At 65.0% G+C, this 18,020-nt stretch carries 14 protein-coding genes; 3 read left to right on the top strand and 11 right to left on the bottom strand.

Annotated features, from left to right (window positions below):
• Window positions 1-15: 15 nt before the first annotated feature.
• Genes ABIE20_RS24640 through cpaB form a run of 8 tightly spaced genes read right to left on the bottom strand, consistent with a single transcriptional unit; the run spans window position 16 to window position 7,437 of the window.
• The gene (locus ABIE20_RS24640) at window positions 16-276 is read right to left on the bottom strand and encodes a DUF3613 domain-containing protein (RefSeq protein ID WP_195885604.1); all 261 of its coding nucleotides are present in this window, start codon (window positions 274-276) and stop codon (window positions 16-18) included.
• 7 nt (window positions 277-283) lie between these two features.
• A complete protein-coding gene (locus ABIE20_RS24635) occupies window positions 284-1,000 on the bottom strand; it encodes a hypothetical protein (RefSeq protein WP_429507971.1) in 717 nt (238 codons plus the stop codon).
• A 14-nt stretch (window positions 1,001-1,014) separates the two neighbouring features.
• Window positions 1,015-1,902 (bottom strand): type II secretion system F family protein, encoded by an 888-nt coding sequence (locus tag ABIE20_RS24630; protein WP_429507969.1) that lies wholly within the window; start codon window positions 1,900-1,902, stop codon window positions 1,015-1,017.
• A gap of 1 nt (window position 1,903) precedes the next feature.
• Window positions 1,904-2,785: a type II secretion system F family protein gene (locus tag ABIE20_RS24625; protein WP_429507967.1), complete on the bottom strand. Its 882-nt coding sequence runs from the start codon at window positions 2,783-2,785 to the stop codon at window positions 1,904-1,906.
• Complete coding sequence (locus ABIE20_RS24620) at window positions 2,782-4,050, bottom strand: CpaF family protein (RefSeq protein ID WP_429507966.1); 1,269 nt, start codon at window positions 4,048-4,050, stop codon at window positions 2,782-2,784. Before ABIE20_RS24620 ends, ABIE20_RS24625 begins: the two co-directional genes overlap by 4 nt.
• On the bottom strand, window positions 4,047-5,237 hold the full coding sequence (locus tag ABIE20_RS24615; RefSeq protein WP_429507965.1) for a pilus assembly protein: 1,191 nt from the start codon (window positions 5,235-5,237) through the stop codon (window positions 4,047-4,049). The genes ABIE20_RS24620 and ABIE20_RS24615 overlap by 4 nt, the downstream gene beginning before the upstream one ends.
• The gene (locus ABIE20_RS24610) at window positions 5,234-6,487 is read right to left on the bottom strand and encodes a type II and III secretion system protein family protein (protein ID WP_429507963.1); all 1,254 of its coding nucleotides are present in this window, start codon (window positions 6,485-6,487) and stop codon (window positions 5,234-5,236) included. Before ABIE20_RS24610 ends, ABIE20_RS24615 begins: the two co-directional genes overlap by 4 nt.
• Window positions 6,488-6,507: 20 nt before the next feature.
• Window positions 6,508-7,437 (bottom strand): Flp pilus assembly protein CpaB, encoded by a 930-nt coding sequence (gene cpaB / locus ABIE20_RS24605; protein ID WP_429507962.1) that lies wholly within the window; start codon window positions 7,435-7,437, stop codon window positions 6,508-6,510.
• 318 nt (window positions 7,438-7,755) lie between these two features.
• Between cpaB and ABIE20_RS24600 the strand changes: the two genes are divergently transcribed.
• Together ABIE20_RS24600 and ABIE20_RS24595 are read left to right on the top strand one after the other, a co-directional pair.
• Entirely contained in the window at window positions 7,756-7,959 is a 204-nt protein-coding gene (locus ABIE20_RS24600; RefSeq protein ID WP_429507960.1) for a Flp family type IVb pilin, read from the top strand.
• A 61-nt stretch (window positions 7,960-8,020) separates the two neighbouring features.
• Window positions 8,021-8,428, top strand: a complete 408-nt coding sequence (locus ABIE20_RS24595) for a response regulator (RefSeq protein WP_429507959.1) — start codon at window positions 8,021-8,023, stop codon at window positions 8,426-8,428.
• Between the two features lie 34 nt (window positions 8,429-8,462).
• On the opposite strand, the gene ABIE20_RS24590 is transcribed toward ABIE20_RS24595, so the two are convergent.
• Window positions 8,463-10,130 (bottom strand): ShlB/FhaC/HecB family hemolysin secretion/activation protein, encoded by a 1,668-nt coding sequence (locus ABIE20_RS24590; protein ID WP_429507958.1) that lies wholly within the window; start codon window positions 10,128-10,130, stop codon window positions 8,463-8,465.
• 98 nt (window positions 10,131-10,228) lie between these two features.
• On the bottom strand, window positions 10,229-12,583 hold the full coding sequence (gene pbpC / locus ABIE20_RS24585; RefSeq protein WP_429507957.1) for a peptidoglycan glycosyltransferase PbpC: 2,355 nt from the start codon (window positions 12,581-12,583) through the stop codon (window positions 10,229-10,231).
• A gap of 104 nt (window positions 12,584-12,687) precedes the next feature.
• Here pbpC and ABIE20_RS24580 point away from each other — a divergent pair, with 104 nt between their 5' ends.
• Complete coding sequence (locus ABIE20_RS24580; protein WP_429507955.1) at window positions 12,688-12,981, top strand: hypothetical protein; 294 nt, start codon at window positions 12,688-12,690, stop codon at window positions 12,979-12,981.
• 51 nt (window positions 12,982-13,032) lie between these two features.
• Here ABIE20_RS24580 and ABIE20_RS24575 read toward each other — a convergent pair whose 3' ends face one another.
• Window positions 13,033-17,988 (bottom strand): alpha-2-macroglobulin family protein, encoded by a 4,956-nt coding sequence (locus tag ABIE20_RS24575; RefSeq protein WP_429507954.1) that lies wholly within the window; start codon window positions 17,986-17,988, stop codon window positions 13,033-13,035.
• Window positions 17,989-18,020 lie beyond the last annotated feature (32 nt).

The raw sequence follows: 18,020 nt of genomic DNA, 5'->3' as shown, positions 1-18,020 counted from the left end.
GCCTTCGCGGCTGAGTCATTTGTCGGACGCACCGGTACTCTCCCAGCGGTAAAAGTCCGGGATCACATATTTGTAGCTGTCGAGCCAGCGCTGCATGCTCTGGTCACGCTCCTTGGGCGTGGCCGTCTGCGGGATCTTCGAGGCTTCGAGGTTGCGCGCCTGCAACTGCAGCCAGGCTTCGGTGGTCTGCTGGGCCTTGGACGAAGGCCCGCCTTCCAGTGCCAGGGCGGCCAACGGCAATACGCTGAGGGCAAGCAGGAGCAATGACCTGTTCATGACGACCTCACTGTTGAGTAACGGTGGACGCTTCTGAGGTAACCGCAGCGACCTGATCGCTGCGCGCTGCCGGTTTCTTCAACTGCTCGGCTCGCGCGCGGGCTTCACTGAACTGCGCCGGCGTCAGGTGCAAGCGGCTGACCAGGTCGGCGGCCTGCTGGAACTTGTCCTGATAGAGCAGCAGGCTCACCAGGTTGACCGCCGCCAGGGCGTTGTTGTCCTTGAGCTCGATGGCGGTGAGGAACTCGAAACGGGCCTGCTCGACATTGCCCAGGTTCAGGTAGACCACGCCGAGGTCGTTACGCACCTTTTCGTCGGTTGGCGCCAGGCGCACCGCGCGCAGCAGGTGACGCTGGGCCTGGAGGTTGTCGCCCCGGGCCGCTGCCAATTGCCCCAGGCCATGTTCACCCTCAGCCGCCAGGCAGCCACCAAGCAGGCTTCGGTACAACGGCTCAGCCTCGCTGCGCCCGAGCAGGCGCGACACCCGGGCCTTGCGCAAGCGCACCTGGGCCATGTCCGCCGGTAACGCCTCAAGGTGCGCCAGGCTGGCATGCGGGCGGCCTTCGGCGAGCATCTCGTCGGCCATGCTCAAGGCCAGCTCCTGGGCGGAGTCCGGCTTGCTGCAACTGGCCGGCATCCCCGCCAGGGCCTGCCACTGCGCGCCGTCCTGAGTACTGCAACCGGCGAGCAGCGCCAGGCTCATGATCACCATGACTGCTTTCATGCACATCCCTCCGCTCATGAGCCCAAGGCCTTGGCCAATGCCGTGAAACCGGGCCCTGCCAACACAATCAGCAAGGCCGGAAACAGGAACACCATCATCACTATCGACATCTTCCCGGACATCTTCGAAATCCGCTCCTGCATGCGCGTCAGGCGCCGGTCATCGAGCAGTTGCTTGAGCGCCAGCAGCGATTTCATAGCCCCGCCGCCCTGGCTCAGCAACTGCTGGAGGATCACACAGGTATCGCTGAACTCGTCGACGCTGAGTAGTTGCGCGGTTTTTTCCAGCTCCGGGGCCAGAGCCAGGCCGGAGTCGACCCGCAGCAAAATCATCCGCAGTTCCTCACTCAGCACCGGCAACAATTGCCGTGATTCCTGGCTCAGCACGCGCAAGGCCTGCTCCACTGCCAAGCCCGACTCGAACAGAATCCGCAGCAGCGCAATGAAAGTCGACACTTCCCGGGCGACCTGCTGTTGACGGCGCGACGCCGCCCAGGCCAGCAAGCGCTTGGGCAACAGGTAACCGGCGCCCATGGCGCACAGCGGCAACACCAGCCACGGGGTCTGGCTGGTGCGGTACAGCGTTTCCTGCGCGATCACTCCCAGGCCCAGTGTCAACAGCGGCACCCCCACCTGACAGGCGGCGAATAACGCCCGTTGCCGGCTGCGCCGCCAACCGATGCGGTCGAGCAGCAAACGCGTCTCACCGTCCAGATTCAACGAGCGCTGGCCCAGGCGGCTGGCACCCAGATGCTGCAGCCAGTTGCCCAAGCGGTTGTCCGCGCCCAGCTGGCCCTGCAAGCGCTGGGCGACCAGGCGCTGGCGATGCCGCTGGCGCAGGAACTGAGCCAGCAACAAGGCAAAGGCGGCAAAGAACATCAGGGCACTGAGCAACAGGGCCATTTCAGATACTCCGCAACATGCGCCACAGCGCCAGGCAGCCCAAGGCTTGCAGAACAAAGGCCCCAAGCAGGAGGAACTGGCCGTTGCTGTCGCGCCACATGGTCAGCAGATAGTTGGGATTGCTGAGCAGGAAATAGCCGGCCATGCCCACCGGCAACAAGCCCAGGACGATAGCAGTCATGCGTGTTTCGCCGGTCATGGCGCGCAACTGTCGCGCGCCCTGCTCGCGTTCACGAATCAGTTTGATCAGGTTCTCCAGCAGCTCGCTGGCGTTGCCACCATAGCGATGGTTGATACGCAGGCCCAGGGCAAACAGGCGCAGTTCATCCTGGTCATACAACTCGGCCAACTCGCCCACGGCATCGTCCAGGCTGATGCCCATCTGCACGTTGCGCCGCACCCGCTGCAAGGCGCCGTGCAGCGGATCGCGGGAGGCATCGATGGCGCCGAGCACTGCATCGCTGAGGGTGCGCCCGGCCTTGAGGCTGCGCACGCTGTGATCGAGCAGCACCGGCAGTTGTTCGATCATCCGTTGCAGCCGCCGGCGATAGCGCCAGCCCAGGTACAACCAGGCCAGCAGCGGGCCGATCGGTAGCAGGCCGAGGCCCGCCGCCCAGCCGACAATCCGCCCGGTCAACAGCGCAGCCAGTAGCCAGATCGCCAGCCATAGCCACAGCAATTCGTTACGCCGCTCGATACCGGCACGCTGCAGCAGTCGGTCCAGCCAGTCGTGCCCGACTGGCGCCAGTGCGGACGTTGCCTCGACCTGGCCCAGGCGCCGGAGGATGCGCTCCTGGGCCGACTTGCGCATGCCGCGGTAGAACAGGTGCACCGACAAGCCGAGCAAGGCCAGGCAAATCAGCCCGAGTATTGCCGCAATCACGGCTGCAGCTCCGAGTAATCGCGGCGCAGCTTGTCGCCGGCCGGGTTTGGCGCTTCACGCAGGAAGCCCTCGCCATTGCGCCGGTCGAGACGAAACAGGGTATTGGTGACGTACACGTCATCGCGCACCCCGACGACTTCCAGCACCTCACTGACGCAGCGGCGGCCATCGGCCAGGCGGGTCAGCTGAATGACCACATCCAGCGCCGCGCAGATCATCTGTCGCAGGGTCTTCTCGGCCACCTGGCGGCCGGTCAGGCCGACCAGGGTTTCCAGGCGCAGCAAGGCGTCCTGGGCAGTGTTGGCGTGCACGGTACTCATCGAACCATCGTGGCCGGTGTTCATCGCGGTGAGCACATCGAGCACTTCGACGCCGCGAATCTCGCCAAGCAGAATGCGGTCGGGGCGCATCCGCAAGGCGTTGCGAATCAGCTCGCTGGCCTTGATCTCGCCGTGCCCCTCGGCATTCGGCGGACGGGTTTCCAGGCGCACCACGTGCGGGTGATCGAGCTGCAGTTCGGCCACGTCCTCGATGGTCACCAGGCGCTCATGGGGGCTGATCAGCTGGCTGAGAATGTTGAGCATTGTGGTCTTGCCGGTGCCGGTGCCGCCGCTGACCAGAATGTTGCAGCGCCGAGCCACCGCCAGCTGGATAAAGTCGAGCATGCCCTGGTCGATGGTGCGGGTGGCCAGCAGGTCGGCACTCTTGAGCATGTCCTTGCGAAACTTGCGAATCGACAGGCACGGCCCGTCGAGCGCCACCGGCGGGATGATGGCATTGACCCGGCTGCCGTCGGGCATGCGCGCGTCGACCATCGGCGACGACTCGTCCAGGCGCCGGCCCAGGGGTGCAAGAATCCGCTGCATGACCCGCTCGACATGGTGGGCATCGATAAAACGCAAGTCGGTCTGTTGCAGCACCCCGGCCCGCTCGATGAACACCCGATGCGGACCGTTGACCAGGATTTCGGTGACACTGGCATCACGCAGCAGCACTTCCAGTGGGCCAAAACCGGTCAGCTCGTCGACGATCTCCTCGGCCAGGCGTTCCATCTCGTAGCGCGACAACGCCAGGTGCAGGCGGGCAATGTAATCGCCGACTTGCTCCACCACGAACTGCGCCAGGGCCGGGCGCGAACCTTCGAGCAGGTTGCGGCCGCTGTCCTCGATGGCGTCGATGATGTAACGGTGCAGGGCGCGTTTGAGCGCCTGTGGATCGGCCCCCAGGTTATGCCGGGGGCCACCGAACAGCTCGTCGCCGCTCACTTGTGCCCCCACAGCCGATTGAGCCAGTTGGCGGCCACCGGCGGGTTGTTTTCCGAGCGCCGCGCCAGGCGTTCACCGAGGCTTTTCAACTGTTGCGTAAGCGGCTCGCGCGGTGCCAGCTCGAACAGGGTCAGGCCCTGATTCTTGGCGTTCAGGCGCACCTCCGGGCTATAGGGCAAGACCCGCAGAACCGGCAGGCCGTAGCGCTTGCCCAGGGCTTCGGAGTCCGGCGCGACGCCGCGCAGGTAGCGGTCGACCAACAGGCTTGCGTGTTCGAGTTTCATGCCCTTCTCGCGCCACTGGGTCAGCACTTCAAGGTTGCGCCGGCAATCGAGGACGTTCTGGTCGGTGTACCAGATCAGCTTGTCGCAGTGGCTGACAAAGGTGCGCAGGGCCTCACTGTCGGCCTGGCCGGTAAGGTTCACGACGATGTGCTGGAAGTGCTGGCGCAGGGCGCTAAGCAGCATGTACAGCTCTGCCGCGCTGGTGCGCTCCAGTGGCTCGTCGGTCTCGGCATAGGCCAGCAAGCGCAGGCCCGAGCTTTCGCGGGTAAAGGCGCTGTCGATCAGGGTGTTGTCGAGACGGCGCAGGTGGCGCAGGGCATCGCCGAAATGAAACGAGGCCTCCAGGCCGAGCAGCGCCAGGCTGTCACCCCGGGGCAAACCAAGGTCGAGCAGCAGGGTTTGCTGGCCGCTGGTCTGCACCACCCGCGCCATGTGCGTGGTCAGCAAGGCGCCGTCGGCGGCACTCTGGGCCCCATAGAGCACGGTCAGACCACCCAGGCTGGGGTTGCTGGTCACCGGCGGCAGGCGTTTGCTCAAGCGCCGCACCAACCCCGCGACTTCACTGGAGCGCGAGCCATAGGCGACAAAGTCCCGCGCCCCGGCGCGCATGGCATTGAGCACCAGCTGGTTGTCCATGCCATCGCCCAGGGCCACGATCGCCAGCATCGGCTTGGCTTCCAGCACCCCCTCGATCAACGCGCACTGGTTGACCACCTGCTCACGGTCAAGGCCGACGAACACAAGGCTGGCGAAGGTCACATCAACCAGCGCCAGCAGCTCGTCGAGGCTGCCGCTGCCGGCACCCACCACCTGCCCCAGTGGCGCCAGTGCGCCCTGCAACCATTGCAGGTCGCCATCGTTGCGGGTGATGGCGAGGAAGGTCTGGCTCAGGCTTTCACTCATTGGGATAACCCGCTGCGACGTTCAAAGTCGCCGTTTTCGAGGAAGAACAAGCGGCCCCAGCTCGGGTCGTAGTTGCGCAATCCCTCACCCGGCAGCGACGGCAACTGGGCATCGGCCGCCAGCGGCTGGACCAGGTGCGGGGTAACGATCATCAGCAGTTCGGTCTCGTCGCGCTGCACCGATGACTGGCGAAACAGCGCACCGATGATCGGCAGGTTGCCAAGGCCTGGAAACTTGTCGACGCTCGAGCGCGACTGGCTGCTGATCAAGCCACTGATGACGAAGCTCTCGCCATCGGCCAGGGAGATGCTGGTATCGGTACGCCTGACGGTCAGGCCGGGCACCTGGGTGCCGGCAATATTCACCGCCTTGTTGTAGTCCAGTTCGCTGACTTCCGGCGCGACCTTGAGCAGGATGCGATTGCGGCTGACCACGGTCGGCGACAGGGTCAGGCGGATACCGAACTCCTTGTATTCGATCGAGACACTGTCGCTGCCGCTGCTGGGCACCGGGATGGGGATCTCGCCGCCGGCCAGGAAGCTTGCGGTCAGGCCGCTGAGCACCACCAGGCTGGGGCGCGCCAGGGTGTAGGCGAAACCGCTGGTTTCCAGGGCATTGATAGCGGCCAGAAAGCGACTGCTGCCGCCACCCCAGATGATGTTGAACACGCCGTTGTCCAGGGGGATGTTCGGCATGCCGGGCAAGGTAGGCACCTGGCCCGGGCTCACGGAGGTGTTCGGCACGGTGCTGGGCGCGCCAATCAGGGTGTTGTTGGAGCCCTTGAAGAACAACCTTGCGCCGGCCTCCTTGTACTTGGTGCGATTGACTTCGACAAAGCGGATGTCGGCCTGCACCTGGCTGGGCAACAGTGGATCGTCGGAGGGCGGCAGCGCACTGGCGGCCATCTCGCTGCTGGCAACCCCCTTGACGAACACCATGGCCTGGCGCGGCGCTTTGGCGCAGGCGGTCCACAGCATCAGGCTGGTGGCGCCGGGGCCGACCGCCGTCAGCAACACCGCATCAGTGCCGCTGGCATGCACGTCGGCGATCTTCGGCTCGCCAATCGCCGCCCGGGTGATTGCCACCGGCAGGCGCAACTCCTGCTGCAGGCCCTGATCGATCTCGATCACCGCCGGCACCTGCTCCAGCGCCGCGCAGCCGGGCGCCGCCATCGCTGCCGGAGCGAGCGGCGCGGCGCACAACAGGGCGCAGAGCATCTGCTTGATTACCCGCTCGGAACGACTGCTCATTTAAGGGCATCCTTGCTTGATCAGGGGGTTGGCTGGTTGGCTTGATTACCGCGGATGATTTCCATGCCGCGTGGCGCCGCCGCGCTGGCTACAGGCCTGGCGACCGGCACCTGGGTAAGCTGGCTGAAGCGATAGAGTTCGCGGTTGGCGTTGTCGACGGCCTTGGCACTGGCATGCGGATCGCTCCAGTACCGGGCCAGGCGCTTTTCCTCGGCGCTGCGTACGGCCAGGCGCAAGCTGCCGGCCTGGGCGGCCAGCAACAGGCGGCTGGCCAACGCCTCGGGAACCGCCAGCACCACGGTGCGTGCAGGGTTGCGCTGTTGCTCCTGGCGCGCCTTTTCATCCACCGGCGCTTCAGCGGGCTGGCCATCGTTGGCCAGGCCCAGTTGCGCACCGACACTGAGCAGGCGCAAGGCGGGCAATATCACCTGGGCCGACGCTTGCGGGTTGCTGTTGTCTTCGCGCAGAAACACCAGCACATCGACATAGTCACCCGGGTGCAATTGCCCGGCGGCGCCAACCACTTCGTCCACCGCCACCGCCAGCGCCCGCTCATGGGGATGAATCATCCGTGCCAGCGGGCCACCGGCCTCGAAGCTGCCCTGCTCCAGCCAGGTGCCGGCGCTCAAGGCGCGCCAACTGCTGCGTCCGATTACTTGTTCGAGGGTCTGGAAACTGCCCGGCGGCGCTACCTGCAGGCGTTCGACCAGCAGGTCTTCGGCCACCAGCGGGGTGTAGGCGCCAACATCGCGGCGCAGTACCACCACCGGTTTGCGCAATTCGTCTGTCGCCTCAGTGACCACCCGGGTCACCGGGGCCGGTACGGGTTCAACGATGGGTGCCGGGGCCGGCTCACTCGGCGGCTGACTGAGCACCAACCCCCAGTAGCCGGCAAGCAGTGCACCGATCAGAAAAAGGCCAGCGAGGACAATGGTGATACGACTGCTCATGCTGGCCCTCCCTCTCCCAAGCTGTCCTTCAGACGCATTTTTGTGAAACGGTCCACAGCACTGCAGTCAGAAACAACTATTTCGCTATTTGACCGTAGCGCAGCTAGGACAAAATGCCATTACCCGTCAGATTTTTTTCCGTCGCAAAACCGACACCCCCATAAAACAACAACTTATTGGCGTCGGCATTTGGCTATAACTTTCGTATTAATACCTTCTTACATTTGCCAAGACATGGGCCGTTGACGATGCTGTGATGGCAAAGGGGAATCACTGAATACCCCTGCCATCTGCGCCTTCGGCGCAAGGAGAAATGCCATGCGTCTTTCCCGAGTCCTCAAGAGCTGCAAAGATTTCTTCTATCGCAAGGATGGTGCCTCGGGCATCGAGTACGCGATTGTCGCGGCCATGGTTGCTGTAGCGTTGACGGCGTTCATTACGCCCATTTCTACCAATGTCTCCGGGGTAATGTCCAAAGTGGAAAAGGCGCTGGAAGCACCTAAAACTCCACCTGCCAACTGATGAGCGGTTTTTTTGAGCACACGCTAATGTACTGAAAACTCCTCCATCACAGGACCGCCCCATGCCGACCTCTTCCCCCCGTCAACAGTTGCTCCTGGTGGATGACGAAGAGGACGCCTTGCTGGAACTTGCCGAATTGCTGGAGGGCGAGGGTTTTTGCTGCCACACGGCCACCTCGGTGAAACTCGCCCTGCAACAGCTCACCCGCCACCCGGACGTGGCCCTGGTCATCACCGACCTGCGCATGCCGGAGGAAAGCGGCATCTCACTGATCAGGCGCTTGCGCGAGCACACCTCACGCCAACACTTGCCGGTGATCGTCACCTCCGGGCATGCCGACATGGACGACATCAGCGACCTGCTGCGCCTGCAGGTGCTGGACCTGTTCCGCAAGCCGATCTACCACAACCGCCTGCTGGAAACCCTGGACAACCTGTTCCCCAAACCGCGGATGCAACTGGTGCAGTGAACCTGCAGGGGCTACGGCCCCTGTGGGAGACGGTTCATAGCTGCACACTGAAACTCACACTCACCCGCGGTTCCCGGTCAAAACTGTCGAGAGCAACGTCCGACAGCGGCTTGGCCAGCTCCAGCGCCAGGTTATAGAAACGCCCGTCACCAATGCGCAGCCCCAGCGCCGCTGAACTCAGGTGCGCATCGCGCAGGTCCACCTCATTGAACCAGGTGCGCGCGGTATCCAGCACGGCATAAGGTTGCAGCAACTTCACCCAGCGGCCGTCGCCGTTGAAACTGTAGTTGAGCTCATACGCCAGGCCCCAACCTTTGTCGCCCAAGGCCTGGTCGGCGGGATAACCGCGGGCGAAGCTCTGCCCGCCGAACACCACCCGTTCGCTATCGGGCAGGCTGTCGCGGCTCCAGTACAAGGCCGCCGACGCCACCCCCTGCCAGTTGCCGAACAGGCGATCGCTCTGCAAACCGGACAGGCGCAGGCGCAGGAAATCCAGGTCGAAATCGCTGTTGCTTTTCGCCCCCAGGTAATCCAGGCCCTGATAGGCACCGCCGCTGACAATCCGCAACTGCCCGGCATCGGCCTTGCGCCACTCGCCCTCAAAACCCAGGGCGCGCACATCGGTGCGGTTGCTCAGGCGCAAGGGGCCTTCGACCGCGCGGTACAGCACATCATCGTTGACCGCGTAGAAACGCGCGGCCACGTTGAGCGACTCACCGGGCGCGGCCAGCAGTACCTGACTGAGGCCCGCCGAGAAACGGTCATTCTCGCGATGGGCCTTGAGCTGGGTGCCATCGCTGAGCAGTACCTGGGCACTGGGGTTGCTGTCGTATCGCGACGCCGACAGGTGCAGCTGGCTACCCTGATCGTCCAGGTACTGGGAGTAATCCAGGCGAAAGTAGCTTTCGTGATCTTCCCCGCGCGGCGCCAGGGCGGTGACGCTGAACTGTTCGGCCAGCGCCGTCTGTGCGTTGCTGCTCACGGTGAGCAAGGCCTGGGGGTCATCGCGGGTGCCATCGGTAACAGTCAGGCCGCCACTGAACGGCCGGCGCGTGGCCTCGACGATCAGCCGGCTGGTGCCACTGACAGGGTTGGCAGGCGCCAAGCGTGCCTGCACGCTGAACCCCGGCAGGCGACTCATCAGGGCGATATAACGCTCAAAGGTCACGCGGGTCAGCGGCCGCTCGGCCTTGAGCCGGCCCACCAGTTGTTCCACATAGGCCGCCGCCGGGCCCACGTCGCCGTGCAGGTCGAGCTCATCGATGTAGCCTTCGACCAGCACCACCCGCACCCGGCCATCGGCGAAGTCCTGTTCGGGCAGATAGGCATGCGACAGCAGGTAGCCGTCCTGCTGGTAGCGCCGGGTCAGGCGCTGGGTGGCGTCGATCAGCTCGCCGAGGCTGACCTCGCGGCCGACCAGGCCCTGGTAGTTGTCGCGCAGGTCACTCAACGGATAGATGCTGCCGCCTTCGAAGCGCACCTTGCGCAGGAAGATCCGCGTGCTGCGCAACAATGGCTGGGCCTGGGTCACCGGGATCGGCACCTGCACCCCGGGGTTGCTCGGCCGGTAGGCATCGGCCGGCAGGTTGGGCGCCGGCAGGTTTCGTTCGATATCGTGGCTGTAGAGAAAGCGCGGCAAGGGTTCGCTATTGGCCACGCCCGCCCAGGACAACCCAACAATCGCGACAGCCAAGGCACGCATCGGACGCTCCATGATCCCGAACAGTACAAGGCCGCCAGGACGGCGGCCTCGTCAATCCAAGCGTAGGTGCTGGCCCCGGCATCGTCTAATCGGCGGTGTCAGTCATTGACCTGGAATTCGACCCGGGCGGTTTCGCCGCTTTCATCCAGGGCGCTCAACTCGAAGCGCCCGGCCTGATCGAAGCTTGCCGTGAGGTTTTCCTGGCCACTGGTTTCGCCCAGTGGCGCCCCGTTGAGGAACCACCAGTGGCGACCGTTACCGCCAAGGGCCGAGACCTTGAAGCGCAACGGCTCGCTGCTGGTGGCCGGGCGGCGCAACTGGTCGCCCTGGCGCACGCCAACGATCGACAATGGCGGCGCGCTGGCCGGCACCTGCGGCGGGCACTGCGGATCGACCTTGGGCAAGCGCGCCTCGCGGCGCTCCACCCGCGGCAACCAGGGCTCCAGCGGCGATGGCCAGAGGGCGATGTCCCGGGCCTGGGCGCCGGCGCAGGTGGCATCGACACGCAAGCCCTGATCGTTGACCCAAACCGTCTCGCGCAAGCCGACGCTCAAGGGCTGGTCCTGGGCCAGCAAGGTCGGCGGCGTGGTGCCGTCCAGGGTCCAGGCAAATCGCTGGCGCCGGCAGTTGGAGTCCTGGCGGGCCATGGGTTGCCCGAGCGGCCAGCAGATCGCCGCAACCCCGACGTTGGCCGGCACCGCCGCCACTGGCGCGGCAATGCCGCGCTGGCTGTCGCGGTTGCTCAGCACGTCATGCACCTGCAGCATCAACGGCGCCGCCGAGGCCAGGCCGAACTGGCCGGGCACCGGCGTGCCATCCGGGCGCCCGATCCAGATACCGATCAGGTAACGCGGGCCCACGCCAATCGACCAGGCATCACGAAAGCCATAGCTGGTGCCGGTCTTCCAGGCCAGTTGCGGGCGCTGCACAAGCTCTGCGTGAGGGTCGCGGTCCGGGCGCGCCTGGCCGCTGAGAATCCGCCGGATGATCCAGGCACTGCCCGGCGACAGCAGGCGCCGCTCAAGCAATGGATCATCCGGTTGCAGGCGGATTGGCGCACTGAGGCCATCACGGGAAAACGCTGCGTAACCGCCGACCAGGTCTTCCAGGCGGCTACCGGCGCCGCCGAGAATCAGCGACAGGTTCGGCTCGGCCAGCGGCGGCAAGATCAACGGCACGCCGCCACTGCGCATCTGCGCGGCAAAACGTTTCGGCCCGAAGGCTTCCAGCAGTTGCACTGCGGGCAGGTTCAACGACAGGGCCAGGGCGGAGCTGGCCGCCACCGGCCCGCTGAAGCCCATGGAGAAGTTGCCCGGGCGATAGTCGCCGTAGCGGCGCGGCACATCCTGCAGCAACGACTCGGAATGGATCAGGCCATCGTCCATGGCCATGCCATAGAGGAACGGCTTGAGGGTCGAGCCGGGGGAACGCAGGGCGCTGATCATGTCGACGTGGCCAAAGCGGCGCTCGTCATTCAGGTCCACCGACCCCAGGTAGGCGCGCACCGCCATGTTCTGCGCCTCGACCACCAGGATCGCTGCCGAGGTACGCTCCGGCAGCCGCGCCCGCCAACCCAGCAGCAGGTCTTCCAGGCGCCGTTGCAACGAGGCATCGAGGGTGGTGCGAATCAACGGCGGGCTGTGCGGGCGGTTCAGGCGCCGCGCCAATAGGGGCGCCAGCGCCGGCTCCTGACGTGGTGCCAGCAACAGCGGTTCCTCTTCTGCTTCGGCGACCCGTTGCTGCGGCCACACCTGGTATTCGGCCAGGCGCTGCAAGACCTTGTCGCGCGCCGCCTGGGCCCGCTCCGGGTGACGATCCGGGCGCAGGCGGCTGGGCGCCTGGGGGAGCACCGCGAGCAAGGCCGCCTCCGAAGGCGTCAGGTGCATCGGCGACTTGCCAAGATAGGCCCAACTGGCCGCTGCGACACCCTGCAAGGTGCCGCCGAACGGCGCACGGTTGAGGTAGATCTCGAGGATCTGCGCCTTCGACAGGTGCCACTCCAGTTGCGCGGTACGCCACAGCTGGCGCAGCTTGCCGGGCAACGTGCGCGAATGCGGATCGAGCAGGCGCGCCACCTGCATCGACAGGGTGCTGCCTCCGGACAACACCCGGCCGCCCCGCAGGTTCTGCCAGGCCGCGCGGCCCAGGGCCAGCGGGTTGACCCCGGGGTGATGGTAGAACCAGCGGTCTTCGTAGGTCAGCAACGCCTCCAGGTAATAGGGCGAAACCTGCTCGGCACTGACCGGATAGCGCCACACCCCGTCGGCATCGGCAAAGCGCCACAGCGGCGTGCCGTCTTCGGCCAGGACCACCCGGGCGAGGTCATCAGCCGGCATCGGCAACGGCCAGATGCGGTCGGCAAGCCACAACAGGGCTATCAGCAGCAACGGGACGGCAAGCAGCAAGCCCAGGGGTTTTCTGATTGCGCCACGCAGGCGAGCTAAGATGTGCATCAGGCCCTCCTGGCGTAGCAGCTACGTAGGGAACCGACCCGGCCAAGGCATGGCCAAAGGCTTGGCAACGGCGCATTCGCCGAATTGATCATCAGGAAGCAACTATGCATGTAGAAGGTTTTTTCGAGTGGCTCGGCCAGGCGCTGGGGGCGGTGATCCGGTTTATCGTCGACGGCCTTAGCGGATTGTTCAACCTGCTGGCCAACGCCGGTGGCAATTTTATCGAGGGCCTGTCACGCACCCTGGGCATGGACACTTCGCTGGTCAGCATCCTCGCCCTGATCGTCGGCCTGATGTTGCTGTACTCGGCGATCCGCGCCTTCATGCGCGCTTCGATCATACTCGGCATCATCTGGCTGGTGCTGGGTTTGTGGGTGCTGAGCTGGATCATTCACTGAGCAATTCAGAACCTGTGGGAGCGGAGTCATCCGCTCCCACAAAGCCCTGTGTCAGCGGCCTTTGACCACCAACTCGGCAGGCGACTCGCCCACCGCGTTGTAGTTCGGCCGGTACATCGACTCGACCTGCGGCGGCGGTACCTTGTAGGTCCCCGGGGTTACCGCGCGGGCCAGGTACAGCAGGTGGGTGGTGGAGTATTGGTCGATACTCAGCGCCGCCACGTAGCGGTCATCACGAAACTCCTGATGCACCACAGCAGCGTTCTGCATCGACTCGCGCCATTGCTTCACCGCACTGCTGGCGTTCTCCAGGCTTGCTGCGCTTTGCGCCAGGTTCTGGTTTTCCAGCTCCAGGCCCGCCGGCAGCAGATCGACCACCAGCGCGTCCGGCACCTGGGTGTTGGCCGTCACCGCCAGGTGCACCAGCACCAGGTCACCGCTCTTGAGCGCCTTGATGTCCAGCGCCTGGCCATTCATGCCGAGGAACTCGCGGCGAATGGTCATGCCACTGCCACGGGCAACCGGGGCCTGGCGCGGATAACCGGACAGGGTCAGTTGCTGGAACAGCGTCTCGCTGCCTTCGTTCTGGATGGTTAGCGGCGAGGCCAGCAGCGGGCCTTCGAGTTTCATCCCCGATTGCTCGTTGTTGAATTCGCGCACTTCACCGGCGCTGTCCAGGCGTGCCGACCAGTTGCCTTCAGGCTTGCGCAGCAGGCCACGACCGGCAAGGAACAGCGCGTTGCGCTCCTGGGTCGACAGCCAGCGGTTACCCGCCATCTGATCGGAGAGCTCGAACAGCCGTGCATCTAGCTTGTCGCTGGCCAGGTTGTTCTCGGTGAGCAGCGACAAGATCAGCGCCTGGTCACGTACCGGGCTACCATAATCAGCCAGCCAGGAATTTTCGCTGCGGGTCACGGCCAGGCCAGCCTGCAGCGCCTGTTGCGCACGTGGCTTGTCGCCCATCTTGTCGAGAGCGATGGCCAGCTGTACCAGCGGCAAGCCGGAACGCGCATCGCTGCGCCGCTCGAACAGGCTGCGCAGGGCACCCAGCGGCGCTTGCTGGGTACGCGCCAGCACCAGGGCGGCATACGACTGAACGGCAAAGCGGCTGTGCTCGGCGTTCTGGCTGTAGCTGACTTCGATCAGGTTGCGCTCCTGCAGGTAGCGCAGCAGGCGCTCGCTGGCCTTCTTCAGGGCCTCGGGCGGTACGGCATAACCTTGCTCGCGGGCACGCAGGAGGAAGTCGGTGACATAGGCGGTCAGCCAGTATTCTTCCTCGTCGTCAGCGCTCCACAGGCCAAAGCTGCCGTTGTAGCGCTGCATGCCCAACAAGTGCTCGATGCCCATCTCGATTTTGCGCTTGCGCACGTCCGCCGGCTCACCCGCGATGCCCAGGCGCTTGAGCGTTGCGGCATCGGCGTACAGCGACGGGTACAGGCCACTGGTGGTCTGCTCCAGGCAACCGTACGGATAGGCTTCGAGCGCACGGATCTGCTCGGCCAAGTTCAGCGGCGGGCGGCTCGACAGGGCCAACGAGGCCTCGAGGCCCGATGGCTCGAACAGCGCCAGGTCAGCTTCCGGCAGGGTCCAGGGTTGGTCTTTGAGGGCGACACGATAGTGCTGCAGCATCGCCGGGTAGGCCGGGCGAATGCCCAGGGTCCAGTCGCGGCTGAAGGCCGTGGCCGACTCGCCTGGCAGTTGCAGGCCCTGCACCTCGACCTTGACCTTGACCTTGCCCTGGCCCAGGCCACCGTTGGCCTGCACCGGCACCAGCAAGGTGACGCGCTTGCCTTCGGTGAGGCTCAGGGTTTGTTCGGCGGCGCCGAGCAGGCTCAGCTGGCCTTCGGTGCTCAGGCGCACGGTCAGGTTCTGTGCCTTGCCCGACAGGTTGGAGAGGTCCAGGGCCAGGGTGGTGCGGTCGCCGCCGGCGAGGAAGCGCGGCGCCGAAAGCTCGGCAATCAACGGCGCGGCGACCACGGTCTTGGCTTCGGCCATGCCGTAGCGCTCGTCGGTCCAGGCCTGAGCCATCAGCCGCAGCTCACCGTTGAAATCAGGGATATCGACCGTCGCTTCACCTTCGCCCTTGTCATTGAGGGTTACCGGGGCGCTTTGCTTGGCAACGATGGTCACCGTGGTGTTCGGGCGCTTGCCGCCCTTGGCCATGGCCGCGTCACCACCGAAGGCCAGGCTGGCCAGACGGCCCTGCCCGGCTTCGATCAACTGGCCGTAGATATCCAGTTGGTCAGCGCCATAAGCCTTGCGGCCGAACATGCCGGTGAACGGGTCGGGGGTTTCGAACTCGGTGATGTTGAGGATACCCACGTCCACCGCCGCCAGCAGTACATGCACCTGCTTGGGCACGCTGCCGTCGGCGTTGCGCGCTTGCACCTTGACGGTCAGCGGCTGCTTTGGACGCATTTTTTCAGGCGCAGCAAGCGTTACCGCCAGCTTGCGCTCGTGGCGATCCAGCGGCAGGTGCAGCACACCCACAGCGCGTTTCGGCGTGGCGTTGACCTTGCGCTCACCCGGGCGGATCACCAGGGCACTGACATACAGGTCGTGGCGCGCCCACTTCGGATCAAGCTTGACGGCAAAACTCTTGCCTTCGGCGGGCACGTCGATTTCTTCCCACCACAGCGGGCCTTCGCTGGACTCGACCATCAGGTAGCCGGTGCCTGCAGCAGGCGGCGTGACGGTGATGTTGGCCGTTGCGCCATCGCTATATGACGGTTTGTCCAGGGCCAGCTTGACCTGGTCCGGACGCACGGCGCCGCCGTCGGCGTTGTCCTGGGCACGGTAGCCGGCCCAGAAACGCCCGCTCGACACCAGGCCGGTCTGCGGGTCTTCGACCTCGACACGGTACGGGCCCCAATCAACCAGGAAGTTGACCCGGGCGGTGGAGCCGGCCTTGACGTTGACCGTCTCTTCGTTCTGGACCAGGAACTTCTCGTTGTAGTTGTAGCTCCAGCCGTCGCTCTGCGAGTAGTTCCAGTAGTAGTCGCGGCGCTCGCGGATCAGGCGTACCTTGAGATTGTTGACCGCCAGCTTGTTGCCTTGCGGGTCGGCCACCAGCACTTCGAATTCCACCGGGCCTTCGCCGTCGGTTTCTTCACCCTCGAACAGACCGCGCAAGCCAGGCAGACGCCCGGCTGGCCAGATCGGTTGTTCAAGACGGCGGGTGATCGGCCGGCCACCGGACTCCTGCAGGCTGGCCTGCACGGTCAGTTGCAGCGGCGAACGGGCCTCGGACCATTTGCTTTCGATGTTCAGGGTGGTCTTGCCGTTGCTGTCCAGAGTGACTTCGTCCAGCTCCAGGTCCTGGCTCAGCTCCTCTTCGGTGATCGAACCGAACTGGTAGCCAGGCAGTGCCGGCACCGCTTCACGCAGCGGGCGCACATAGGCCTGGCCGCTCAGGCGATTGCCCGAAGCCGGGGCGCCGTACAGGTAGCGACCGTTGACCTTGATCTGCGCAGTCTGGTCCGGGCTCAGGGGCTTGTCGCTGCCCTTGAGTTCCAGGGCCAGACGCTCGGGCAGGAAGTCTTCGACAAGGAACTCGAACACCTGCTTCTTGCCACCGCCGAGGTCGAACAGCAACTGCCAGCGCCCGGTCGGCGCTTCATCGGCCAGTTGCAGCTGGTACTGATAGAAGCCATTGGCATCGGCTTCCCAGACGAACTTGCGGCTGATCTGCTCATCCGGACGGCGCACTTCCACGGTCACCGGTTGCGGCTTGAGCGGGCGGCCGTCCTGGTCACGCAACAGGCCGTTGAGCAACACGGTTTCACCCGGGCGATAAAGGTCGCGCGGGCCGAACACGAAGAACTGCAGCGGGTTGGCTTGGGGGCCGGTGATGTCGAATTCGGCCAGGTCCAGGGCAGCGCTATTGAGGCGCAGCATGGTGGTGTGCACGCCCTGATGGGCCAGCAGGGTTTCGGCCTTCGGTGGCGTCGGCAACTGGGCATGGCCGTCGCTGTCGGTCTTGGCCTGGGCCAGCACGCGGCCTTCGCCGTCGAGCAGTTCCAGCTCGACGCCGCTCAGCGCCTTGCCGCCTTCCAGGCCCTGGGTGAAGACATCCAGGCGGTTCTGGTAACGGTGCGCCGAGACGCCGATGTCACTGAGGGTGAACAGCGTCGCCGGTTGCGTGTAGTCGTAGGTACCGGAGGCGCGCATTACCGCCAGGTATACACCTGGCTCTTGCAACGGCTTGATGCCGGCAATCGGCAGCAGCACGGTCTCGCGGGTGTTCTTCGCCGGGTTGAGGTCGAAGCGGCCGCTGTAGACCAGCTCGGTCATGTCCAGGATTTCCTTGGACGTGTAGTAGTACAGACTGCTGTTGCGGCCCCAGGTGGCAAGGAACGGCGACAGTTTGTCCGACTTGATGCGGAAGAACTCGACATCGACCTTGTTGACGTTAAGGGCGATCACCGGCAGGCCTTCGGCCAGTCGCGTCGGCAGCAGCGAGCCACGGCTGGCGAAGCCGATGGTCGATTGCATGTCGCGGGTTTCCAGGCGACTGATCGACTCGGCAGGCAGGCGCTTGCCGTTGACTGCGAGCAGCCCGGCGTCGATGGTCAGCACCAGTTTGCGCTGCGGCTCCAGATGGCGCAGGCGCAGCTCCATCTTGTTGGCGGAAAGCTCCCAGGCGCCGTCGACCTTGCCTTTGACGGTATCGACCAGGTGCACCTTGTCGGCGAAGTTCTGCTGGTCATCCAGCGGTACCGAAAAGGTCAGGGCCAGGGCGCTGGCGCCATCGACCTGAACTTCCGAGACATCCACCACACTCAGCTCGCGGCCGGCATAACGCTTGGCCAGGGTCGCGGCATCGTCCTTGGCCGCAGCGGGCTTGGCCGCGTCTGCGGGTGCAGCCGGGGCGGCCGGGGCCGGGGCTGCGGGTTGGTCCTGGGTCTGCGCAGGCGGGGCGGCGGGAGCCGGTTTGTCCGGGGCAGACGAATCGCAGGCACTGAGCAAGGCCAGCGCGCAGGCCAGCAACAATCCTTTGTTGAGCATGGGAGTAGTAACTCTCGGGCAGCGGAATCTTA

Origin of the sequence: Pseudomonas sp. 2835 (assembly GCF_050435905.1) — a bacterium.
Taxonomy (GTDB): Bacteria; Pseudomonadota; Gammaproteobacteria; order Pseudomonadales; family Pseudomonadaceae; genus Aquipseudomonas.
Note: the sequence above shows the minus strand (reverse complement) of the source record. Positions and strands in the feature narration are given on the sequence as shown.